Below are 23,002 nucleotides of genomic sequence, written 5' to 3'. Positions count from 1 at the left end.
CGTCCGGCACGAACCTTGGTAGCCGCCAAAGCCTGGCGAGCGAAGGCGCCGCCGCTCCGGTCGTCGGAGCAAAGGGGCAATTCGGCGTTCGCAGGTGCAGCATATGGTTGACCCCGATGCCGTCGCGGGCTGTCTGGTCGCGATCAAGTGGGGGGTATGTTTTCAGGCTTATGACGGGAGCCCTGCCATGCCCACCCTTTACATCTCACCGACCGGCAGCGGTTCGGGCGACGGTTCGAGCGCCGCGAACGCCGCGACGATCGAGGACCTGCCGCAGCTGATCGCGGCGGCGGGGCCGGGCGGGCAGGTGCTGCTGCTCGCCGATCAGGGAGGCTATAGTGCGCCGACCGGGCCGCTGGCGATCGTCGCAGGAGGGACGGCGAGCGCGCCCGTGACGATCCGCGGGGTCGACAGCGCGGGCAATGCGATGGCGGCGACGATTGCCGGCACGCGGCCCGAGCCCTTCGACCCGGCCAACCCCTCGGGCGAAGAGGTCTTCCGCCTGCTCGGCGGTGCGAACAATCTGCGCTTCAGCGATCTGGCCTTCGAGAATGTCGGCACGGCCTTTCGCGTGGGCGCGGATGTGCGCAACCTTGCGATCGAACATGTTGATGCCGCGAACGTCTCGCGCTTTTTCGACAATATGGTGTCGGGGGCCAATGCCAGCGCGACGATCAGCGGGCTCACCATCCGCGACGTCGCGGTGGACGGCTATTCGAAGGGCGCGATCCGGATCCAGTACGATAGCAACAATGTGCTGATCGAGGATGTGCGCGGCGACAGCCAGTTTCAGGACGGCGACAATTTCGCGATCGGCGTCCATATCACCGGCACCGCGCACGACGTGACGATCGACCGCGTCGCCATGCGCAACGCGCTCGACACGGTGAATGATTATCGCAACGGCGACGGCTTCGCGACCGAACGCGGCACCTATGACATCACGCTGCGCGATGTGATCGCCACCGGCAACAGTGATGGCGGGCTCGACCTCAAGAGCGATAACATCGTGGTCGACGGCGCGATCGTCTCGGGCAATGGTCGCAACATCCGGCTGTGGGGCACGGGCGCGCAGCTCAGCAATATCGTCAGCCTCGACGCGGGCGCACCACTCGCCGGCGGCAATCGCGAACATATCTGGCTGGCCGAGGGCGCCAATGCGACGATCGACGGGGCGTTTTTCTCCGATCCCGGCTCGCCGACTTTGTTCAACCTCGCCGAAAGGAATGGCGCGCTGACCGTGCAGGACTATGGCCTTGCCACCGGTGCGGGCACGCTGACCTGGAAGAAGGGCACGGGATCGGTGCTGACGCTGGACGGGCAGCGGGCGGTGGTCGCGGCGGGGACGGCCGGAGACGACTTGATCGGCGGCACGGCGGGCGTCGATTTGCTGATCGGCGGTGCCGGCGATGACATGATGGTCGGCAATGCCGGCGACGACGTGCTGACCGGCGGTTCGGGCGCGGACATATTGGTCGGCGGCGCCGGGCGCGATCTGCTCAGCTACGCCGGCAGCGATGCTGCGGTGCGGGTCGACCTGCTGCGGCTCTCCGCCAGCGGCGGCGATGCCGCGGGCGACCTGTTCGACGGGTTCGAGGATGTCGAGGGCTCGGCCTTCGCCGACGTCCTTGCAGGCGACGCGGGCGCGAACCGGCTGTTCGGCGGCGCGGGCGACGACGCGCTTTCGGGCGGTGCCGGCGATGACCTGCTCGACGGCGGTGCGGGTGCGGACTTGCTCGACGGCGGCGCTGGTATCGATCGGGTGGATTATGGCAGCAGCAGCGCGGGCGTGGTTGTCGATCTCGCCAATGGCGCGGCGAGTGGCGGTGAGGCGGCGGGCGACCGGCTGATCGGGATCGAAGGAGTCGAGGGCTCGGGCTTTGGCGATATGCTGTCGGGCAATGAAGGCGCGGACTGGATCGGCGGCGGCGCGGGCGACGACCGGATCGACGGTCGCGGCGGCGACGACCTGCTGGTCGGCGGCGCGGGTGCCGACATGCTGATCGGTGGCGCCGGGATCGACAGCGCGGATTATTCTGCCAGCGGGGGGGCAGTCACCGTAGACCTTGCCGCGGGCACCGGAAGCGGCAGCGATGCTCAGGGCGACCGGCTGCAAGGGGTCGAGCGGTTGATCGGCTCGCGCTTCGGCGATGTGCTGACCGGCGACGGTTTTGACAATGTGCTGATTGGCGGCGCTGGCGCGGACCGGCTGACTGGCGGCGCCGGGACTGACACCGCCGATTATTCGGCGAGCGCCGGGGCGGTGAACGCCGTGCTGGGCGGCGCGGGCAGCGACGGCGATGCCGAGGGCGATGTGCTGACGGGGATCGAGAATCTGGTCGGTAGTGGGTTTGGCGACGTGCTGGTCGGCGATGGCGCGGTCAATATGTTGTCGGGCGGCGGCGGGGACGACCGGCTGGCGGGCAACGGCGGGGCGGACCGGCTCGACGGCGGTGCGGGCTCGGACGTTGCCGACTTTTCGGCCGCCGCGGGCACAGTGACGGCGGATCTTGCGGCGGGCACGGCTTCGGGCGAGGTGACGCTCGTCGCGATCGAGGGCCTGATCGGCTCGGCGTTCGACGATGTGTTGAACGGCGACGCGGGCGGCAACCTGCTGCTCGGCGGTCAGGGCGCGGACGTGATCGATGGGCGCGATGGCCTTGATACGGCCGATTATTCGGGCTCGGCGACGGCGGTGCAGGTCGACCTTGCCCTGTCGGTGCAGGGCGGTACCGGCGATGCAGCGGGCGACCGGCTGACGAGTATCGAGGCGCTGGTCGGCTCGGCCTTCGACGATGTGCTGGCGGGCGTGGGGGGCGACGAGGCGCTGTACGGCGGTGCGGGCGCGGATCGGCTCGACGGGCGCGGCGGCGACGATCTGCTTCAGGGCGGTGCGGGCGCCGATATGATGATCGGCGGTGAAGGCATCGATACGGTCGACTACAGCGCCAATGCGGGTGCCGTCTCGATCAACCTCCAGACCGGCGCGAGCAGCGGCGGCGATGCCGAGGGCGACCGGTTCGACGGCGTCGAGCGGTTCATCGGCACCAGCTTTGCCGATACGATCGTCGGCGACGGGGCGGATCAGATACTGGTCGGCGGCGCGGCGGGCGATCGGCTGGACGGCGCGGGCGGCTTCGACATAGCGGTCTACGCGGGCAGCGCCGCGGGCGTGAAGGTCAACCTCGCGACCAGCATCCTGTCGGGCGGAGATGCACAGGGTGACAGCATTTCCGGAATCGAGGGGCTGGTGGGCAGTGCCTTCGCCGACACGTTGACGGGCGATGCCAATATCAACCGGATCGAGGGCGGCGGCGGCAACGACGCGCTCGACGGCGGGGCGGGCGCCGATGTGATGATCGGCGGTGAGGGCAACGACTCCTATGTGGTCGACAACGCCGGCGACCAGGTGGCCGAGGCGGTTGGCGGCGGGGTCGATATCGTGCGCACGACCCTGTCCTCGCTGACGCTTGCCGACGGGGTCGAGGACCTGAGCTATGTCGGTAGCGGCGGCTTCTCCGGCACCGGCAACGCGCTAGACAACAGCCTCTATGGCAAGGCGGCGGACGACGCGCTTTATGGGCTCGACGGCGACGACAAGCTGGTGGGCGGCGCGGGCGCGGACCTGCTCGACGGCGGTGCGGGACGCGATCAGGTCGATTATACCAAGTCCGCCGCGATCACGGTGAACCTTGTCACCAACGTCAATCACGGCGGCGAGGCCGAGGGAGACCGGCTGGTCGGCATCGAGATCGTGATCGGCTCCAACTATTCCGACAGTATCACCGGCAGCGACGATCCGCTGGCCGGCGACATCCTCTATGGGCGTGGCGGCGGCGACCTGCTGGTCGGCGGCGCGGGCGACGATCAGCTCGATGGCGGCAGCGGCAACGACTTGCTGCGCGGTGGCGCCGGAAACGACCTCTATGTCGTCTATGAGGCCGGCGACCAGGTGATCGAGGCGGCGGGGGAGGGACGCGACCGCATCCGCACCGCGGCGAGCAGCTACACGCTCGGCGCCCATGTCGAGGAGCTGGTCTATACCGGCACGATCGGCGCGACGATGACCGGCAATACGCTCGACAATTTCATCGTCGGAAGCGGCGGCGAGGATCGGCTGGCCGGCGGAGATGGCGCGGACGTGCTGCGCGGCGGGGCGGGCGGCGATCTGCTCGACGGGGGCGCGGGATCGGATAGTGTGGAATACGCCGGTTCGCTCGGCGGCGTGCTCGTCAACCTGCGGGCGCAGACTGCGACCGGGGGCGATGCCATGGGCGACAAGTTGGTCAGTATCGAGAATGCGCAGGGTTCGGCGTTTGCTGATGTGCTGCTGGGCAGCACCGGCGCCAATGTGCTGACGGGCGGTGATGGCGACGACACGCTCGCGGGCGACGACGGCAACGATACGCTGCGGGGAGGCGCCGGATCCGACCAACTCGACGGCGGCAAGAACGAAGATATGCTTTACGGCGAGGATGACGGCGACGCGCTTTACGGCGGCCAGCAAACGGACAAGCTGTACGGCGGGGCGGGTGACGACCTGCTGGTCGGCGACACCGAATGGATCTCGTCCCTCGCGGCCAGGGACCATCTCGACGGCGGCGACGGCGACGATATGCTGGTCGGCGACGGAATGAGCATGACGGCGAGCGGGATCGGCGGCGCGGACACGCTGATTGGCGGGCTGGGCAACGATGTGTTGTACGGTGATGCGGTGAATATGGCGGTCGGGGCGCGCGGCGGGGCGGACAAGCTGACCGGCGGCGGCGGGAGCGATCGCTTCGTCTTCGCGCCCGGCTCGGGTGCCGACGAGATCAGCGATTTTACCCGCGGCGGCGGCGAGGCCGACCGGATCGACCTCAGCGCCTTCGACATCGCCTATGAGGCGCTGCGCTTCACCACGAGCAGCGCGGGCGTGACGATCCAGTTAGGCGGCACCGACACGATCTTCGTGCGCGGTGCGACCGCGCTCGATCAGACGGACTTCGTCTTCGGCTGACCCGCTCCCGGCCGGCGGGCGGGTATTAGCCGAAGACGAAATCAGCGGGCGAAAACGCCTGCGCACCGCGGACGAAGATGCTGTCCGGGCCCATGGTGATGCGGACCCCGTCCGCGCTCGCCATGAAACCGAGCTGTTCATAGGCGATATCGAAGGCGCTGAGGTCGATATGATCCGCGCCCGAGGTGAAATCGCTGATCTCGTCGGCACCGGAGCCGGGCGCGAAGACGAACCAGTCGGCACCGGCGCCACCCGCTAACATGTCGGCGCCGCCGCCGCCGATCAGGTGATCGGCGCCGTCGCCGCCATAGAGCTTGTCGGCGCCGCCCGCCACATCCGCGGCCGACTCCCGACCGTCGCCATAGAGCCAGTCATTGCCGTCGCCGCCCTCCAGCGTGTCTGCGCCGCCCCTCGCGCTGTCCATCATCACGTCGCCGTCGCCGATCAGAATGTCGTTGCCCGCGCCACCAGCCAGCCGGTCGCCGCCGCCCTTCCCGTTGCCATAGATGTTGGTCGCGTCGCCAATCAGCAAATCGGCATCGTCGCCGCCGTCGAGCCGGTCGTTGGCGCCCTGGCTGCTCAACCATTCCTGATCGCCGACCAGCCGGTCCGCGCCCGAGCCGCCGGCGAGCATGTCCGACTGCCAGCCGCCGAGCAGCATGTCGGCGCCCGACTGGCCCCGGAGCAGGTCTTCGCCATTGCCGCCCACGAGCCAGTCGTCGCCCGAGTTGCCGGCGATGTCGTCATTGCCGCCGAGGCCGCCCAGCGTGTCGCTGCCCGCGCCACCGATCATCGCATTGGCGAGCGCATTGCCGTTGCCGGTGAAATCGGCGGCGCCGCGGCGAATCAATCCCTCGACATTGCCCGCGAGCGTATAGCCATCGAGTGTCGTTTCGACCCGGTCGAACCCGGCGTCTGCGGCTTCGGCGATTCGGTCGCCGGTGTCGTCGACAAGGAAAATATCGTCACCGGCAGTGCCAAGCAGCTCATCCGCGGTGGCGGTGGCGGGCAGGGGAAGCAGCGCGATAAAGTCGGTCGCGCCGGGTGAAGCGTCGCCCCGATCGACGGTCAGCGTTTCGCGGATCGTCTCGATGCCGCTGAGGCCGGGAAACGAATCGCGGGTGGCGAGCGTGGCGAGTTCGGACAGGGTGATCTCGACGCCCTGCAGGGTGAGCCGCCCCTGCGAGGAGATCACCTTGGTGCGCGAACCGGCATCATCGAAGCGGCCTCCGATCACCGTGACGTCTGCGGAGTCGTCGAGCCAGAGCTGGTTCTGTTCGGAGATGCCGCCGCGCAGTACCGGGTTCAGGCCGACCGAGTCGATCAGCGTCGCCTCCCCCCAGAGCCGGTAGTTGCGGCCATTTTCCTCGCTGAGCGCGCGGACGACAAGGGTGCCGCTCGACTTGAGGTCATAGCCGCCGTCGCTGTTGCCGCGTGCGGCGGTGTCGATCAAGCGCACGTCATGGACGCCGCGCTCGGTCGCGAAGCCGTCGCCGTTGAAATAGGCGCCGGCCGTGCTCTGGACATTCTCCATCACCACCTGGCTGAGCGTGACGTTATGGACGGTGCCGTCGAGATGAACGCCCGCGGGCAGGTCGTCGCCCGTCTGCCCCGCCATGTCCGCCGTCACATTGTCGATGACCACATTGTTGGTGTCGTACTGGAGGCGGATCGCCACCCTCGAGAATCCCTCCACGTCTACATCGCGGATCGTCAGCCCGGTTATCGTCGCGGTAGCCGAAGGCGCGCTGGCATAATCCTCGAAGAAGCGGCGAACATTCTTCGCGTCGACATCCTCGATATGGAGATTGGCGAGATCGGCGGTGACGCGGAAGGCCGTGCCGACATTGTCGATCTGCAAGTCGCGGAATACGAGATTGTCGGCGCCTGAGCCGAGCTTGAACAATTCGTTGCCGGAAGCGTCGCCCGCCTGCCAGTCGACCGGGCGCGAACCGGTGAACTGCGCCGCCATGGCATTGCCGCCGGAATCGATGCCGCGCACCACTACCGGCTCGCCCTCCGCCCCGCCGCGGGTGATGCCGAGGATGCCGGTGACATTATAGTCGCCCTGGTCGGCCAGCATCAGCACCTCGCCTCCTGGTCCCGCCCTTCCGATCAGCGTGTTGAGCGAACCGATCGACGCTGCATTGTTGATGTCGCTGCCGCTTTTGTCCCCGGATCCGGCAGGTGAGATGTACAGGCTTGGCATGGCGATCGACCCCTTGTTGTTGCGGCGAGGTTAACCTCGGCCAAGCCATCATGCTGCACTGCGGTATGGTTAGGCCAGCATTATGCTGATCATCGGTGGGGTTATTACGATGGGCCGTCGCGGGGTCCGGCTGGAGGCAAGGCTTTCTGCCTGCAGGGAAATTTGCTGCGGCAGCCTCCCCGAAAGCGGCATGATCTGTTTTTGCGCTTTCGATCGCAAAAGCCCCCGGTCCGCGGTCCCAGCACAAATATCCACTTGAAGATTCGTGCCCGCTCCGCTCCGATGTCGGGCAGCGTTTCACGGCCTGTCGAGCCGCCGTCCTGGAGAGGGAAAACATGACCGAAGCCGTCAATCTCGCCGCAATCGAAGAAATCCGGCTGCTCAAGGCGCGTTATCTGCGCGCGCTCGATACCAAGGACTGGGCGTTGCTGCGCAGCCTGCTGACCGACGACATGGTCGGCGACTTTCGCGAGATGCCGGGCGGCGAGCTTGACGAGCAGTTGTTGACCACCGGCGCCGACGCCTTTGTCGCGGGGGTCGCCTCGGCGCTCGAGAATGCCACCACGGTCCATCATGTCCACAGCTTTGAAATCCGCTTCACCGGCGCACGCGACGCGGAGGGCATCTGGGCGATGGACGACCATTTCTGGGCGGGCGAGGGAAGCGATCTTGCCGGTCGCTCGCGCCATGGTTTCGGTCATTATCACGACTGTTATCGCAAGGCGAGCGGACGCTGGCTGATCGCCCGGACGCGGCTCAGCCGTATTCGTGTCGAGCGCGACTGACGCCGGCGACGATCGTTCGGCCATGCGGGGGATGGCAACGCACGCCGGGCCGTCCACACACGGCCGCTTCGGGCTGTCTCAATTGCCGAAAACCAGTTCGAGCATCTGGCGTTTCCAGATCGCGACCGATCGCTCGATCAGCGCCATGTCCGGATTGCGAATATATTCGACCGTCAAGCCGCGCGTCACGGCGTTGTTGAGCAGTTGAAGCGTCTGATAGGCCTGGTCGTTATCGATCCCCGCCGCCCGCAGGATCATATGACCCCATAAGCGGACCCTGCGGTCAAAGCGCCGCGCGCTTGGGCCGACCTCCTGATCGAGGTCGGGATCGTTGCGCCGGGCGAGATGGATTTCGAGCACCGCAGCCATTTCGGGCCGGCTGACCATCTGATAATTGGCGTCGATCAGATTTTCCATCGACTGCCGGGGCGTGGCGCCGGCCCGGATGGCCTCGGCGTAAACGCGCGTGCGATAGGCCGCGAATTCGGCGGCGACCGCGGCCATCAGCTTGGCTTTCGTCGGGAATTGGTGCTGGATGGCGCCGAGGCTCATCCCCGCGGCATCGCGGATCGCGAGCATCGTAGCCCCCGAATAGCCCTGCGAGCAGAGCACGTCGCGCGCCGCCGCGAGCACCTTGGCACGCGTGGCGGCGCTGCGGTCGGCCTGGCTGCGGCGGGGTCGGGTCGCGGTTGTCGTCATGCCTTGGTCATCTGCGATAGCTGTCGCGCCGCCGATAAGCGAGCGCCTCAAAATGCCACGGTCGCATTGACCCCGATCGTTCGCGGCCGGACGACGCCCGTGCCGAGTGCGCCGTTGGCGTTCCTTGGCACTCCCGCGACGCCCAGCAAGGCCTGCGTCGAGGTGATCCCCCCGCTGCCCGTCAGGTTATTGGCATAGGCGCTGAGCGAATAGCGGCCGAAGTCGAGACCGGCGCGCAGGTCGATGGCCTCATAGGCGCTCACCCGCGCGAAATGGCCATAGGCCGCGCGATAGGCGGGGTCGAAGCTGCCGCTCTGCCGCGAGAGCGACCGGATCGAGCCGCCGATGGACGCGGTGACGTTCGATCCCAGATCCCACTGATAGTCGGCGTTGAGGTTGACGGCATATTTGGGCGTGAAGGGCAGGCGGTCGCCCTTGACCGCGCCAACAGCGATCGGGTCGGTGTCGCCGCCGAGTCTCGCGTCGGTGAAGGTCAAGCCGATCGAGGTTGTTAAGCCCCGCGTCGGACGCAGCGTGGCGACGACTTCGGCGCCGTCGACCTTGGCGCTCGTCCCGTTCACATTGACGCCGAAGCCGTTGACCACCGCCGCGAACTGGATGTCGTTCCAGTCGATATGATAGAGCGACGCCTCGATCGAGGCGCTGCGGTCGGCGGTGTCGCCCTTGAAGCCGATTTCATAGCTGGTGACGGTATCGGGCTCGAAGGTCGTCGGCGTGCCCGCCGGCGACCCGATCGGGATCACGTTCGGGCCGCCGGGGCGATAGCCCTTGGCGACGCGCGCATAGAGCGATGCCTGGCTGCCGAACTTGACCTTGGGCGCGACCGACCAGGTGAAGACGTCGTCCGAAGAGCGCAGGCCGTCGATCAGCGCGGTGCCCAGCAGAACGCCGTCGGTCGCCTGCTCGGCGTGCTGGCTGTTGTGGCTGTACCGGCCGCCGAGATCGACGTCGAACCAGGGCGACAGGTGCAGCGTCGCGTTGGCGAAGCCCGCGATCTCCTCATAGCGCGAATCGAGATTGAACACCGCATAGTCAAAGGGCAGGTCGATCGGGGTCAGGACGCCGGGCGTGCCGGGCACGGCGGTTTTCAGATTCTGGAAGATCCGCGCCTTTTCGCGGGTGTAATAGCCGCCGACCATCCATTCGAGGAAATCGCCGCCATTCGACGCGAGGCGCAGTTCCTGCGTCCATTTGCGATTCTCGGTCTGCTGGTCGAAATAGACATAGGCGCCGAGAACACCGATCAGATTGGCGGTATAATCGGCGCGGAACGACTGGAGTTGTTCGCCATGGCTCGTAGCCGAGGTCAGCGTGACGTCGCCGAAATCATAGTCGATGGTGCCGTTATAGAGCCGGTATTTCACATTGCTGAAGGTCGGCAGATATTCGGACTGGGTAAGGCCATCATAGAGCGGCTTCAGCGTCGCCGGGTCAGCCTCGACGATGCTCGGCGCGTCGACATGGAGATTCTGGACGAGCGCGCTGAGCCGAACGTCGAGATTGGCGTCGGGTTTCCAGATCAGCGAGGCGCGGCCGCCGTAATTTTCGAAATCGTTGATGTTGCTGTGGACGTTCGATCCCGCGGTGCCGATCGAGTCGATATAGCCGCCCTGCTTGCGGTACGAGCCCGAGGCGCGAAACGCCAACGTCTCGCCGAGCGGGACATTGATCATCGCGGCGCCGCGATAGGAAACGTCGCCGCCGTCGGTGAATTCGACCCCGCCGAGCGCCTTTGCCTCGAAGGCAGAGGTCGAGGGTTCGTTGGTCACGAATTTGAGCAGGCCGCCCAGCGAGCTGGCGCCATAGAGCGTGCCCTGCGGGCCGCGCAGCACTTCGATCCGCGCGATGTCGAAGCTGTCGAAATCGCCCGCGAGTTCGGACCCGTTGGCAAGGCCGGTGCTCGATCCGAAGGGCGTCTCGTCGACATAGACGGCGACCGTCGAGGCGACCCCGCCCGTGTTGATGCCGCGCAGCACGAGCCGCCCCTGACCCGGCGTGCCCTGGACGAGCTGCAGGCTCGGGACATTCTTGAGGTAATCGGCGAAGCTGGTCGCGCCCTGCTGTTCGAGCGTCGCGCCTGACACGACCGACACCGATTGCGGCACGTCGATCAGCGTCTGCGATCGCTTCTGGGCGGTCACGACAATCTCGTCGCCAAAGCCCGTTTCGCCGTCTTGCGCCCACACCACGCCGGGCGAGGCGAGAGCGAGAGTAAGGGCCGTGCCGCTCAGGGCCTTGGTCGGAAGTCGCATTGTCAGTCCCCTCATCAGATTTTCGCTTTTCGTTTCAGCGGCCGTGGCCGAGCGCGAAGCGCATGCCGTGCAGGATCGCGGCGGGCGCGGCCGAGACATGGTCATCCCCGGCGAAGGCGATATGGCTGAGCTCGGCCAGGCCTGCGTCGCGGAGTGAATCGGCGAACTCGCGAGCGGCATCGACCATGCGCGCGGCGCGGATTTGCGCCTGCGCTTCCTCCAGCGTCACCGCGATGCCGTCGGGCACGCTGGTCGGCAGCTCCTGCTCTTTGGCGCCGACATCGACGAACACGCGCGGCTGGCGGGGCAGGGCGGCGAGCCGCTCCCCGAAAGCAGGCAGTTCGCCAAGGATCGCGAAGCCGTTCCACCAGAGTGACGGGCTGCTCGCGATGAAGACGGCGAAGCTGTCGGGCCGGGTCAATAATGCGTGCGCGGCGAACAGCCCGCCGAGCGAATGGCCGAACAATATTTGCGGCCCCTCCGCCGCCTTGGGGTAACGCGCTGCGATTTCGGGGCGCAGCGTGTCCGTCAGGAAGGCGAGGAACGCGTCGGCGCCGCCGTTCCGGTCGCCGCCGATCGCCGCGGCGAGTCCACCCAGCTTTTCCAGCGCTTCGACCCCGATCGGCGGGGTGAGGTCCGCTGTGCGGAGCTTCAGGAAATCGGCATAGGCAGCGTCATAACCGATACCGACCACATAATGGGCGGGAAAGGCGGCGACGCTCGATACCGCGCGCGCGATTTCGGCCGCCATGCCGAACAGCAGGTCGCCATCGACGACATAGAGGACGGGAACGCCGCTGTCGGGCATGGGCCCCGCCGGCGGTGCGACGCTGACCGTCAGCGCGCCCTCGCCCGAAGGATGGGGGAGGGTGAATTGCTCGAGGGCGGCACGCACCGAAAAGGGCATCGATCGTCTCCCGACAGAAGGCTGGCGCCTGACGCTGCCAGCCTCTTTTCGTCGATGCGACTCATCTGCCCCATTTACAATAAAGTCAACTTGTTTATTATAGACCGCGAAACCGGCTCGAGGAGAGCGATATGGAAATCGGAATGCCAAGGGCGGGCAAAGGCGAAGCGCGCCATGCCGCCGCATGGGCGTGGTACGGGCTCGGCGTGCTGCTGATGACGACGCTCTTCGCCTTCGTCGTGCGCCAGATGCTCAGTCTGATTGCGCCGGCGCTGCAGACGTCGCTCGGCTTTTCCGACTTGCAGCTCGGCATGTTGCAGGGGCTCGGCATGGCGGTCTTCGCCAGCATTGCGAGCTATCCGATGGGCTGGCTCGCCGACCGGTTCGGGCGCCGCCTCCTCCTCGCGCTCGGCGTCGCCTGCTGGTCGCTCGCGACCGCGCTCTTCGCCTTTCAGGACAGCTTCGGCGGCCTGTTCGCCGCAACGATCGGGATCGCGATCGGCGAGGCAGGTCTCGCCCCGATCGTCTTTGCCCTGATCCCCGATCTCTTTCACGAACGACAGCGCAACACCGCGAACTTCATCTTCTACGGCGGCTCGCTGCTCGGTGCCGGACTTGGCATGGCGCTGGGGGGCGCGATGCTGCAATGGCTGGCGGGCGCGCATGGCAGTCTCCCCGGCTGGCTGGCCGGTATCGACAGCTGGCGCCTCGCGATGATGCTGATCGCGCTGCCGGGGCCGATCTTCTTCCTCCTCGTCCTGACCATGCCGCTCGGTCGTCAAGGGAGCGAAACGGCAACGCCGATCGCGACCGATGACGCGGGTTCCCGCGATTTCATACCCTATGCGACCGCGCATTGGCGCACGCTCGCCTGCATCTTCGGGTCGATTTTCGCGATGGCCGTCGCGATGACGTCGGGGCTGATGTGGTTTCCGCTGGCGCTGCCGCGCGCCTTCGGGATCGATCCTGCGACGGTCGGGGTCGGGCTGGGCACCGCGATCACGATCGCGACGATCGTCGGCGTGCTGCTCGCCCCGCTGATGCTCAGGCTGCGCCGGACGGATGCCGGTCTCGACCCGGTCAGGGCGGCCGCGATTTTCGTCGCGCTGACCCCGCTGCCCGCCGCTTTCCTGCCGTTCGCGACCTCGGCGTTTCAGGCCTATGGCATCGCGGCGGTGCAGGGCGCGCTGGGTATCGCCGCCTCCTCGCTGATGCCCGGCGTGCTGCAGAATCTGGCGCCGCCGCACCTGCGTTCGCGCGTTCTGGCGCTGCTCGGCATCGTCAACGCGCTGGCGCTCGCCGTGTCGCCGCTGGCGGTCGGCTCGATCTCCGGGCTGATCGCGGGGCCGCGCGGCATGCTCTACGCCATCACGATCGTCAGCCTGCCGTCGCTGATCGTCTCGGCGATACTGATGGCATTCGCACCCGGCCCCTATGCCGCTACTCTGCGGGCGATCCGGCCTCAGCTTTCGAAGGATTTCTCATGACGACGACGCTATCGACCGGCCCCGCGCCTGCGGACATGACCGCCATGCGCGAGGCGATGGCGTCCGGTCGCGTCACCGCGTCCGCGCTGGTCGAACAGGCGATCGAGCGCGCCGAAGCGGTCAACCCGCAGCTCAACTTCATCGCCTGGCCGACCTTCGAGCGCGCGCGCAGCCAGGCGGGGGAGTCCCGATCCGGCCCGCTCGCCGGGGTCCCGACGCTGATCAAGGACATGCTCCCCGAAAAGGGGATCCCCGCGAGCTTCGGCTCGGCCGCGCTGCGCGATTTCATCGCGCCCGACGACGCGCCTTACACGCGGGCTCTCGCGAGTACGGGGCTGATCTCGATCGCGCGCTCGGCAATGCCCGAACTGGGGCTCAACGCGGTCACGGAATCGCCCTTGCTCGGTCCGACGCGCAACCCGTGGAACCCCGATTATACGCCAGGCGGATCTTCGGGCGGCGGGGCGGCGGCGGTTGCCGCCGGGGTGGTCCCGATCGCGCACGCGAGCGACGGGCTCGGATCGATCCGCCACGGTGCCGCGCCTTGCGGCCTCGTCGGCCTCAAGCCGTCGCGCGGGCGCAATGCCGGCGAAGAAACATTCCGGTCGATCGCCGACCTGACGGTGAACGGCTGCGTCAGCCGCACGGTGCGCGACACCGCGGCCTGGATCGAGGCGACGCAGACGCGCGACCCGAGCTGTCTGCCGCCGGTTCCGTTGGTGACATCGCCGGTCGATCGCCGCCTTCGCATCCATGCCTATAGCCGGGTGATGCGGACCGGCGAACTGCCCGACGCCAGCGTCCAGCGGGTTTTGGGCGAGGCGATCGCATTGCTCGGCCGGCTCGGCCACCGGGTTTCGGATGCCGACGTCCCCTTTGACGGCGCGCGCGCGATGGAGCTCCTCGGCACGATCACCGAAGGCATGTTCTGCCGCCGGCTGGGGATGCTTTCACAAGCGATCGGCATCGAGGTCAAAGCCGAAGACCTCGAGCATCGGTCGGCGACGCTGATCGCGGCGGGCGCGGCGATAAGCGATGAGCAATTCGCGTCGGCATGGACGACGATCGAGGGCGTCGTCGCCGCCTATCTCGACCGGCTCGAACAGATTGATGTCTGGATGACGCCGACACTCAGCACGGAGATTCCGCGTATCGGCGTCTTCGGGCCCGATGTTGCATGGGACGACCAGAAGGACGCGCTCATCGATTATGCGGGCTATTGCTGGATCGACAATTTCGCGGGCTCGCCGGCGATCAGCCTCCCGATGGGATTCAGCGACAACGGGCTTCCCGTCGGCGTCCAGTTCGCGACGCGCCCCGGCGGCGAAGACCTGTTGCTCGCGCTCGGCTATCAGCTCGAAGCCGCGATCGAATGGCACCGCCATATCCCCCCGATCTGGGCCGGGGCCCGGTGACGGCGCTTTTTTCGGGAACGTCCGCAAAGCGACGCCACGGGTGCTGCCGATGTCATCGTGCCGACCGATTGCCGTCAAGCGCATAGAGGATAAACGCGGCAAGTCCCACAATCGGCATCAGATTCGCAAAGAGCGCGAACCTGATGCCGATCAAAATAAGGTCGGCCATGGCCCTATTTTACGGTAAAGCTGAACTCGCTTCCCATACGGTGCGTATCGGCGCCCGCCGCCGCCCATTTTACCTTGTAGGTGCCGGGGACGAGCGCGCGCTTAACCGCAAGCGTCATCGACTTCCCGTCCTTGCCCATCATCGGCGTCGCGGGGATTTTCATCGGGGCATGATTGGCCATGCCGGGCATTCCCGTCATCACCACCTCTGCCTTGACGGTCGACGCAATGACCTTTTCGTTGAACCTCAGTGCGATCGAGGTGACCTTCGAAACCGTTGCGTTCGCGGCGGGTGTGGACCCGACGAGCTTGGCGTGCGCGCTGGCCGGCGTCGAGGCGAGAAGCAGCGTCAGGACGGCGGTCGCAGCAGGGAGGAGGGACTTGATCATAAATGCTCCATTTTCGGGTCTGTCCTGCTAATACGCAAATCTGCAAACCGCCCCTTGGAAAATCTGACATGGCGGAATGGATTATTTCCAAGGGATACCGAGATTGCGCGCGTATGACCTTGGGAAGGACTGGCAGGAAAAGTCGATGGACGAACTCCGGATATTGAATGACGCGAAGCTGCCCGCTGCCCTCGACACGCTCGACGAGCATGTTCTCGCCGGCCTGGCGGGGCGCCAGCGCGAGGCGGCGTCCATGCGGCGCATGATGGCGTTTGCCGCGTTCGTCTCGCTGGGCGGCGGATTCGTTGTTGGCACCGCCGTCGTGCCCCCTGCCGTGGCTGCGAGCCCGATCACGCCTCTCATTCCAGCCAGCCCGCTGGCTCCCTCGACCTTGCTGGATTCGCGTTGATGACGTCGTCGCGCCGTCTGCTGATCTTTGGTCTGGTCGCGTTCATCGCCGCGCTTGCCGGTGTAATTGCCGGACGATTCGTCGTCGAGACGCCCCGCGCCAGCGAAACCGAACTGCATGCGCTTCTTCACAATGAGCTGAAGCTTACGCCGGCGCAGCAGGTGAAGATCGATCGGATCGAAGCGAAATTCGGGCTAAGGCGCGACGCCCTCGAACTCGATATGCGCGCGGCCAACATCCGGCTCGCCCAAGCGATCGAAGCCGAACATGGCTATGGTCCCCGCGTCACCGAGGCCATCGACGAGACGCACCGCGTGATGGGCGAGCTGCAGAAGGAAACGCTCCAGCATCTGTTCGCGATGCGCGTCGTTCTCGATCGCGACCAGGCGGAGATGTTCGACAGGCGCGTGGTCAATGCGCTGACCGCCGATGCGCGGTGAGCCTCGATCTTTCGCAATGTAGCGACCGCGACCTTGTCGCTCTTGCAAGAGCCAGCCAGCAGCTGGCCTATCGCGAGTTGCTGCGGCGCTACAAAGCGCCGGTGTTTCGCTTGATCCGCAGCAATATCGGCGATCCGGACGAAGCGATGGACCTGACGCAGGAGACCTTTGTCGCCGGTTTCGCAGCGCTTGGCCGATACGATCCCGACCGGCCCTTCCGGATCTGGATTGCGAGGATCGCGCTTAACAAGTGCCGCGACTGGGCGCGGCGGCGCACAGTCCGTTCATTCTTCGCCCGCGCGCTGCCGCTTGAAAGCGCGCATGATGTCGCCGGTGACGGACCGGCGCCCGACGCCGAGGCGGCCGACCGAGCCGAACTCGCGCGCGTTCGCGCCGCTATGTCGCGCCTCGCGCCGAACTTGCGCGAGGTACTCGTTCTTCGAGGTGTAGAGGAGCTTACGCAGGCCGAGACCGCCGAGCTCTTGCAAATCAGCGAAAAGACGGTCGAGACACGTCTCTACCGGGCTCGAACGAAACTGAAGACGTTCCTCGACGAACCATCCACGCGTGCGGCGGGGTGAACGTGCGTTGCGCGCAGTCGATTTCGTCCAAAAGGCTGAGGGGCGCGCGATTGCGCTGCGTATGACAAACGAGACAAGGCAACATCCGGGAATTTTATGCAGATAGACAGGCGTCGTTTCGTGAGCGGAGCATTGGGCGGGGGCGCTGTCGCCGCATTGGCGCCCTGGTTTCCGGCCTGGGCTCAAACTGTGTCGCCAGGAATTGTCGCGCCGCTCCCGACCGTGTCCGGTAACGACATCAGCCTCCGTATCGCGCGGCAGACGATGCGGATCGACGGCAAGATCAGCCGCGCGATCGGCGTCAACGGCACCGTGCCCGCGCCGCTTGTCCGCCTGAGGGAAGGGCAGACGGCGCGCCTGACGGTCATCAACGATCTCGATGAGGACAGCTCGATCCATTGGCATGGGTTGATTCTGCCGTTCCAGATGGACGGCGTCCCGGGCGTCAGCTTCCCCGGGATCAAACCGCGCTCGAAATTCGTTTACGAATTCCCGGTGGTCCAGTCGGGGACCTACTGGTACCACAGCCATTCGGGGCTGCAGGAACAGCTCGGCCATTATGGCCCGATCGTCATCGATCCGGCGGGTCCCGACCCGATCGGCTATGACCGCGAGCACGTCGTGGTGCTATCCGACCACAGCCAATTGTCGCCCGAAGCGATCTTCCGCAAGCTGAAGGTCAACCCGGGGCATTTTAATATGCAGCGCCAGACACTGTCTGGGCTGCTCGCTGGCAAGGACCAATCGCTGAAGGAGCGCGTCGAGTGGGGCGCGATGCGAATGGATCCGACCGACGTCGCCGATGTCAATGGATCAACCTACACCTTCCTCGTCAACGGTCACGGCCCGCGCGACAATTGGACCGCGCTCTTTAATCCCGGCGAGCGCGTCCGTCTGCGGATCATCAACGCCTCGGCGATGACGATCTTCAACGTCCGCATTCCCGGCATCAGGATGACCGTCGTGCAGGCCGATGGCCTCAACGTGGTCCCGACCGAGATCGACGAGTTCCAGATCGCCGTTGCCGAGACGTACGACGTCATTGTGACTCCGGTCGAGGAGCGCGCCTATACGCTGGTCGCCGAAGCCAGCGACCGATCAGGGATGGCGCGCGCGACGCTCGCCCCCCGCGCCGGCATGGCCGCCGAGGTGCCGCCGCTGCGCGAGCGGCCGCTGGCGACCATGAAGGACATGGGTATGGGTGCCATGTCGGGCAGCACGGCTGGCGATGCCACTTGTACCCCTGAACATGCCGCGATGGGCCATTGCACCCCGTCCGCCGATGCCGCACAAACAGATCATGCCGCGATGGGGCATGGCGATGGCGGCATGCAGCACAGCATGCGCGATTTCGACGTCGCCCCCCAGGTCAAACGCGACCCGAGCGTCCAGACCATCTCGCCGATGCCGGTCGACCGCATGGGCGAGCCCGGCCAAGGCCTGGAAGATGTCGGGCACAAGGTGCTGACCTATCATGATCTGGTCGCGCTCGAGCGCAATCCCGACGTGCGCGCCGCGGAGCGCTCGCTCGACATCCATCTGACCGGCAACATGGAGCGGTTCATGTGGTCGTTCGACGGCGTCAAGATGTCGGACCATCACGAGCCGATACCCTTCATTGAAGGGGAGCGGGTGCGGATCAACCTCATCAACGATTCGATGATGAGCCACCCCATCCACCTCCATGGCCATTTCTTCGAACTGGTTACGGGGAAGGGGGATCGCTCGCCGCGCAAGCACACGGTCCTCGTCCAGCCCGGCGGCACTGCCAGCTTTGACTTCACCGCCGATGCGCTCGGCGACTGGGCGTTTCACTGCCACATGCTTTACCATATGCACGCAGGCATGATGCGCGTCGTCAGCGTCCGTCCGAAGGGAGACGCCGCATGACCCGCGCAACGCTTTTCCTCGCGGGCACAGCCGCGCTCGCCCTCGCCGTTCCGGTCACCGCGCAGTCGGTGGATCATTCGTCGATGCCGGGCATGACCATGCCCGCCGAACCGAAGTCTGCTGCCACGCTGCAGTCGTCCTCGCCGCCGCAGCCCGAACCCACGCCGATGCCCGATATGAGTCACGGCGGCATGGACATGAAACCGAAGGAGGCAAATTGCGCGCCCGAGCATGCGGCGATGGGCCATTGTACGCCTGAGGCGGAGTCTTCGGGCAAGGAAGCTTCAGGCGCGCAAATGCCGAATATGGACGCGATGGACCATGGTACGGCCGTCCCGTCCGACCCCGACTGTCCGCCCGAACATGCCAAGATGGGGCATTGCACGCCGAAGGTCCCCACTGCGGGCATGGACGGGATGAGCGGGGCAAGCGGCACCGACTTGCCGCCGGGGGACGCTGCCGCGCCTGCACCGCCAAGCGACTGGTACGCCGACCGTATCTATTCCAAGGCCGAAATGGAGCATTCGCGCCATGCGATGATGGAAGAAAATGGCGCACAGAAGATCGCCTTCATCAGTTTTAACCTCGCTGAATATCAGGCGCGCAAGGGACGTGACGGTTTCCGCTGGGACGGTGAGGCCTGGTATGGCGGCGACATCAGCCGACTGACCCTCAAGAGCGAAGGCGAAGGCGTCTTTGGCGAGGGCATCGAAGAGACCGAGACACAATTGCTCTACAGCCGAGCCGTCGGCCCCTATTTCAATGCGCAGGCGGGCATCCGGCAAGATCTCGGGCCCGGTCCTGATCGCACTTATGCGACGGTCGGTTTCGAGGGTCTCGCGCCCTATTGGTTCGAGGTCGAAGGCGCCCTGTTCTTGTCGCACAAGGGCGATCTGCACGGCCGGCTTGAAGGCTATTATGATCAGCGCATCACGCAAAGGCTGGTCCTCCAGCCGATGGCGGAAGTTAACTTCGCTTTGCAGGATGTTCCGGAAATCGGGGTCGGGTCCGGCTTGTCCGACATGGAGCTCGGACTGCGCCTGCGCTACGAAATCGTGAAGGAATTTGCGCCCTATGTGGGGGTCGAATGGGCGCGCAAGGTCGGCGATACCGCGCGCTTCGCTCGCGCAGCGGGCGATGATGCCGACAGCGTGAGCTGGGTCATGGGGGTCAGGGCCTGGTTCTAACCTCGGCTGGCGGAACAAAGGCACGGGCAAGGTCCGCTGCTGCGAACCGCCTTGCACAGGAGCGGTAGCCGGAAGTCGATCAAATCCGGCGGACGGCAGCGTCGCTCAATTTCGCGCGTGACTGCAGGAACAGCGCCCGCGCTGGCCGAGCGCGTGTATTCCTTATCAACATTCATCGTTTTGTGAGGATCCGGGCGCCCGCAACGCCATCCCGTCGTGGTAATTAAATTACACGAAAGGGACGTCGGGCGGCGCTCATCGTCAGCTTCGCTACCCCAGGTGAAAAAAGATGTCGCGTCGGTGAGGGGTAAGTCTTTGGGATGCGTATTAGCAATATCCGGTGCGACCTATCAACGTATAACTAACCAATTGAACAAGCACGATTTTTTCTGTTGACCTGTATATACAATTGATGCTCTCTAAGGTTCATTACGCAACCAAAAAGGGGGTTTCGCATGTCGATCAGAAAATCATTGCTCGCGAGCGGGGCGGTGCTCGCAACAATGGCAACGCCTGCGTTCGCCCAAGACGGGGCACCCACGGCTTCCGAGGTTGAGGCGAGCCAATCGGGCAGCGAGATCGTGGTAACCGGTTCGCGAATCCGGCGACAAGATCTTGCCGGCGTCGGTCCGGCGACCGTCGTATCCGCCGAGCAGATCGAGAACACGGGTGTGGTCAATATCGAAACCGTGTTGCAGCGCTTGCCGGCCAACGCCGGCTTTGCCGGCAACCAGACTTCAGCCTATTGGGCGAACAATGGCTATGGCACCGCGCAGGTGAACCTGCGCGGTCTCGGCATCAAGCGCACCCTCGTGCTGCTCAATGGCCGCCGCCTTGTCGCAGGCGGCACGGGGGCAAACTCATCGCCCGACCTCAACATGATCCCGGTCGCCGCGCTTGCGCGTACCGACGTGCTCAAGGACGGCGCATCGGCGATTTACGGTGCGGATGCGATGGCGGGCGTCGTCAACCTCGTGACCCGAACCGACTATGAAGGCCTTGGACTCAGCGTTCGGCAGGGCATCACCGAAAAGGGCGATGGGTCGGATTTCACCGCCGATTTGTTATGGGGCGTGCGCAACGATCGCGGCGGCTTCATGGCCGCGGTCACCTATCAGAAGACGAGTGCGGTCAATATGGCGACACGCGCGCCCTGTTCGCTCGCCGAGACGACACCGGGCGCCCTGGGCTGCGTCAACAGCGCTTCGACGATCGGTGGTCGTGCGGTGTTGCCGAACGGCCAGCAGATCAACTTCAACCAGCTACTCGGCGGCAACGGCGATTTCTTCGAGCCCTACAGCGCCGCCAAGCACAACTTCAATTCGAACCCGTTCCTCAATGCGGTGAGCCCGGTCGAGCGTGTCAGCACGGCCTTCTTCGCCGACTATGACCTGACCGACAACATCGAGGCGTTCGGCGAATTCCTCTACACCTTCCGCAAGTCGAACCAGATCGCGACGCCCGGCACGTTGCGCAACCTGGCGATCGCCGCGAGCAATCCCACCAATCCCACGGGGCAGGATATCGTCCTGATCCAGCGCCGCCTCGCCGAACCGGGCCCGCGCCAGTTCTTTCAGGAAACCGACACCTGGCAGGGAACCTTCGGTCTTCGCGGCAAGCTGTCGAATGACTGGGGCTGGGAAGTGGCGGGCGCCTTTGGTCGCAACACCGCGGTCGATGGTTCGACCAACATTGCCAATCTTGAGCGCGTCCGGAATACGATCGATACCGGCGTCTGCAGCCCCGCGCCAGGCGCGGCCATTCCATGCGGCGACTATCTCGGGTTCGGCGACCTGACCCCGCAGGTGCTCGACTATATTCTCTTCACCTCGCGCGACCGCGGCGGGAACGAGCTCGCGACGGTCACCGCCGACCTCAACGGCGACCTTTTCAAGCTGCCCGCGGGTCCCGTCTCCTTCGCGGCCGGTGTCGTCTATCGTAAGGAAAAGGGCTGGCGCGATCCCGATCCGCTTACCGTTCTGGGGATCGCCAATACAAACCAGCAGAGTCCGATTTCGGGAACGAGCGTCGCCAAGGAGGCCTATCTCGAACTTTCGGTGCCCATTCTCGCCGATACGCCCTTCTTCCAGGCGCTGACCGCTGGCGGGGCGGTGCGCTATTCGAACTACGACCTGTTCGGCAGCGACTGGAACTACAAGGCGAGCCTCGACTGGGTTATCAATGACAGCTTCCGTTTGCGCGGCACCTATGGCACCGGCTTTCGTATCCCGAACGTCCCTGAACTATTCGGCGGTGTGTCGGAAGGCAATCTGACGACGACCGACCCTTGCTCGCGTTATTCGACCAGCGGCAACGCGACGTTGATCGCAAACTGCCAGGCGTCGGGCGTGCCAGCCAATTATGTTCAGCTCGGCACCACCATCCTGACCACGGTCGGGGGCAATGAGGACCTCCAGCCCGAGAGCTCGACGACATGGACGGTCGGTACGGTCGTCACGCCCAAGGGACTGGTTCCGGGACTGTCGCTCACCGCCGACTGGTTCGACATCAAAATCAAGGATGCGATCCGCGCCATTCCAGGATCGACCAAGCTTGCCATCTGTTATGCCAGCGCCAACCTGTCGCATCCCTTCTGCGATGATTTTACGCGCAGCCCATTGACCGGGGAGGTCACCTTCCTCTCCGCGCAGCCGATCAACACCGGTCGCGAAGAGATGAACGGCCTCGATCTCGGCCTCGTCTACAATAACGATATCGGCGCCTTGAATGTCTCGCTCGACGTCAACCTGACCTACCTCAACAAATATGTCGTCCTGCCCTTCCCCGGGGGTGCACCGATCGATTTCGACGGATTCATCGGCGGGGGGAACGGCGGTTATCCGAAGTGGCGCGGCTATGGCGTCCTGACCGCGGAAAAGGACGGCATCAGTGCGACCTGGTCGACGCAGTGGATCGGCAAGGCGACCGACTTCAACGCGGCCCCCGGGGAGATCGGCTACCGAACGCCCAACGTCTTCTATCACAATCTCCAGGTCGCCTTTGAGATCGACGAGAAGGCGCGGTTCCAGGTTGGCGTCGACAATCTTTTCGATCGGAAGGCCCCCTATATCCAGAGTTTCACCGATGCGAACACCGACACGATGACATACGACCTGCTCGGACGGCGTTTCTACGTCGGCTTCCGAACCGCGTTCTGAGGGTAA

Annotated in this window: 15 protein-coding genes; 10 read left to right on the top strand and 5 right to left on the bottom strand. The window is 65.5% G+C overall.

Going from position 1 to position 23,002, the window contains the following annotated elements:
* Positions 1-187: 187 nt before the first annotated feature.
* Positions 188-4,999 (top strand): calcium-binding protein, encoded by a 4,812-nt coding sequence (locus tag HDC29_RS19405; protein WP_179496889.1) that lies wholly within the window; start codon positions 188-190, stop codon positions 4,997-4,999.
* A gap of 25 nt (positions 5,000-5,024) precedes the next feature.
* Here the strand turns inward: HDC29_RS19405 and HDC29_RS10410 are convergent, their stop codons facing one another.
* Positions 5,025-7,208 (bottom strand): calcium-binding protein, encoded by a 2,184-nt coding sequence (locus tag HDC29_RS10410; RefSeq protein ID WP_179496887.1) that lies wholly within the window; start codon positions 7,206-7,208, stop codon positions 5,025-5,027.
* A 335-nt stretch (positions 7,209-7,543) separates the two neighbouring features.
* Between HDC29_RS10410 and HDC29_RS10405 the strand changes: the two genes are divergently transcribed.
* Positions 7,544-7,993 carry a nuclear transport factor 2 family protein gene (locus HDC29_RS10405; protein ID WP_179496885.1) on the top strand — a complete coding sequence of 150 codons (450 nt, stop codon included), beginning with the start codon at positions 7,544-7,546 and terminating at the stop codon, positions 7,991-7,993.
* A gap of 78 nt (positions 7,994-8,071) precedes the next feature.
* Here HDC29_RS10405 and HDC29_RS10400 read toward each other — a convergent pair whose 3' ends face one another.
* The 3 genes from HDC29_RS10400 to HDC29_RS10390 are packed head-to-tail and all read right to left on the bottom strand — an operon-like array spanning position 8,072 to position 11,872.
* On the bottom strand, positions 8,072-8,692 hold the full coding sequence (locus HDC29_RS10400; RefSeq protein WP_179496883.1) for a TetR/AcrR family transcriptional regulator: 621 nt from the start codon (positions 8,690-8,692) through the stop codon (positions 8,072-8,074).
* A 47-nt stretch (positions 8,693-8,739) separates the two neighbouring features.
* Entirely contained in the window at positions 8,740-10,965 is a 2,226-nt protein-coding gene (locus HDC29_RS10395; RefSeq protein WP_257018145.1) for a TonB-dependent receptor, read from the bottom strand.
* Positions 10,966-10,999: 34 nt separating this feature from the next.
* Positions 11,000-11,872 (bottom strand): alpha/beta hydrolase, encoded by an 873-nt coding sequence (locus HDC29_RS10390; RefSeq protein WP_179496881.1) that lies wholly within the window; start codon positions 11,870-11,872, stop codon positions 11,000-11,002.
* Positions 11,873-12,003: 131 nt separating this feature from the next.
* Between HDC29_RS10390 and HDC29_RS10385 the strand changes: the two genes are divergently transcribed.
* Together HDC29_RS10385 and HDC29_RS10380 are read left to right on the top strand one after the other, a co-directional pair.
* A complete protein-coding gene (locus HDC29_RS10385) occupies positions 12,004-13,359 on the top strand; it encodes an MFS transporter (RefSeq protein WP_179496879.1) in 1,356 nt (451 codons plus the stop codon).
* Positions 13,356-14,774 (top strand): amidase family protein, encoded by a 1,419-nt coding sequence (locus tag HDC29_RS10380; protein ID WP_179496877.1) that lies wholly within the window; start codon positions 13,356-13,358, stop codon positions 14,772-14,774. Before HDC29_RS10385 ends, HDC29_RS10380 begins: the two co-directional genes overlap by 4 nt.
* A 173-nt stretch (positions 14,775-14,947) precedes the next feature.
* Here the strand turns inward: HDC29_RS10380 and copC are convergent, their stop codons facing one another.
* Complete coding sequence (copC, locus tag HDC29_RS10375; RefSeq protein WP_179496876.1) at positions 14,948-15,331, bottom strand: copper homeostasis periplasmic binding protein CopC; 384 nt, start codon at positions 15,329-15,331, stop codon at positions 14,948-14,950.
* A 103-nt stretch (positions 15,332-15,434) separates the two neighbouring features.
* On the opposite strand from copC, the gene HDC29_RS10370 reads away from it, so the two are divergent.
* The 6 genes from HDC29_RS10370 (at position 15,435) to HDC29_RS10345 (ending at position 22,996) form a co-directional block, all read left to right on the top strand.
* Complete coding sequence (locus HDC29_RS10370; RefSeq protein ID WP_179496875.1) at positions 15,435-15,740, top strand: hypothetical protein; 306 nt, start codon at positions 15,435-15,437, stop codon at positions 15,738-15,740.
* Positions 15,740-16,180 carry a periplasmic heavy metal sensor gene (locus HDC29_RS10365; protein ID WP_179496874.1) on the top strand — a complete coding sequence of 147 codons (441 nt, stop codon included), beginning with the start codon at positions 15,740-15,742 and terminating at the stop codon, positions 16,178-16,180. Before HDC29_RS10370 ends, HDC29_RS10365 begins: the two co-directional genes overlap by 1 nt.
* Positions 16,177-16,761, top strand: coding sequence for an RNA polymerase sigma factor (locus HDC29_RS10360; protein WP_179496873.1), 585 nt, complete (start codon positions 16,177-16,179; stop codon positions 16,759-16,761). Before HDC29_RS10365 ends, HDC29_RS10360 begins: the two co-directional genes overlap by 4 nt.
* 96 nt (positions 16,762-16,857) lie before the next feature.
* Complete coding sequence (locus HDC29_RS10355; RefSeq protein WP_179496872.1) at positions 16,858-18,651, top strand: copper resistance system multicopper oxidase; 1,794 nt, start codon at positions 16,858-16,860, stop codon at positions 18,649-18,651.
* Positions 18,648-19,838, top strand: coding sequence for a copper resistance protein B (locus tag HDC29_RS10350; RefSeq protein ID WP_179496871.1), 1,191 nt, complete (start codon positions 18,648-18,650; stop codon positions 19,836-19,838). Before HDC29_RS10355 ends, HDC29_RS10350 begins: the two co-directional genes overlap by 4 nt.
* Positions 19,839-20,293: 455 nt before the next feature.
* On the top strand, positions 20,294-22,996 hold the full coding sequence (locus HDC29_RS10345; RefSeq protein WP_179496869.1) for a TonB-dependent receptor domain-containing protein: 2,703 nt from the start codon (positions 20,294-20,296) through the stop codon (positions 22,994-22,996).
* The last annotated feature ends 6 nt before the right edge of the window (positions 22,997-23,002 follow it).

It is taken from the genome of Sphingopyxis sp. JAI108 (genome assembly GCF_013410105.1).
In the GTDB taxonomy this organism is placed as follows: domain Bacteria; phylum Pseudomonadota; class Alphaproteobacteria; order Sphingomonadales; family Sphingomonadaceae; genus Sphingopyxis; species Sphingopyxis chilensis.
This window is presented reverse-complemented; position numbering and strand designations above follow the sequence as displayed.

Excerpts from the sequence above, each read along its gene's own strand:
- HDC29_RS19405 (WP_179496889.1), top strand. The coding sequence starts at position 188 with ATGCCCACCCTTTACATCTCACCGACCGGCAGCGGTTCGGGCGACGGT.
- HDC29_RS10410 (WP_179496887.1), bottom strand. The coding sequence starts at position 7,208 with ATGCCAAGCCTGTACATCTCACCTGCCGGATCCGGGGACAAAAGCGGC.
- HDC29_RS10405 (WP_179496885.1), top strand. The coding sequence starts at position 7,544 with ATGACCGAAGCCGTCAATCTCGCCGCAATCGAAGAAATCCGGCTGCTC.
- HDC29_RS10400 (WP_179496883.1), bottom strand. The coding sequence starts at position 8,692 with ATGACGACAACCGCGACCCGACCCCGCCGCAGCCAGGCCGACCGCAGC.
- HDC29_RS10395 (WP_257018145.1), bottom strand. The coding sequence starts at position 10,965 with ATGCGACTTCCGACCAAGGCCCTGAGCGGCACGGCCCTTACTCTCGCT.
- HDC29_RS10390 (WP_179496881.1), bottom strand. The coding sequence starts at position 11,872 with ATGCCCTTTTCGGTGCGTGCCGCCCTCGAGCAATTCACCCTCCCCCAT.
- HDC29_RS10385 (WP_179496879.1), top strand. The coding sequence starts at position 12,004 with ATGGAAATCGGAATGCCAAGGGCGGGCAAAGGCGAAGCGCGCCATGCC.
- HDC29_RS10380 (WP_179496877.1), top strand. The coding sequence starts at position 13,356 with ATGACGACGACGCTATCGACCGGCCCCGCGCCTGCGGACATGACCGCC.
- copC (WP_179496876.1), bottom strand. The coding sequence starts at position 15,331 with ATGATCAAGTCCCTCCTCCCTGCTGCGACCGCCGTCCTGACGCTGCTT.
- HDC29_RS10365 (WP_179496874.1), top strand. The coding sequence starts at position 15,740 with ATGACGTCGTCGCGCCGTCTGCTGATCTTTGGTCTGGTCGCGTTCATC.
- HDC29_RS10355 (WP_179496872.1), top strand. The coding sequence starts at position 16,858 with ATGCAGATAGACAGGCGTCGTTTCGTGAGCGGAGCATTGGGCGGGGGC.
- HDC29_RS10350 (WP_179496871.1), top strand. The coding sequence starts at position 18,648 with ATGACCCGCGCAACGCTTTTCCTCGCGGGCACAGCCGCGCTCGCCCTC.
- HDC29_RS10345 (WP_179496869.1), top strand. The coding sequence starts at position 20,294 with ATGTCGATCAGAAAATCATTGCTCGCGAGCGGGGCGGTGCTCGCAACA.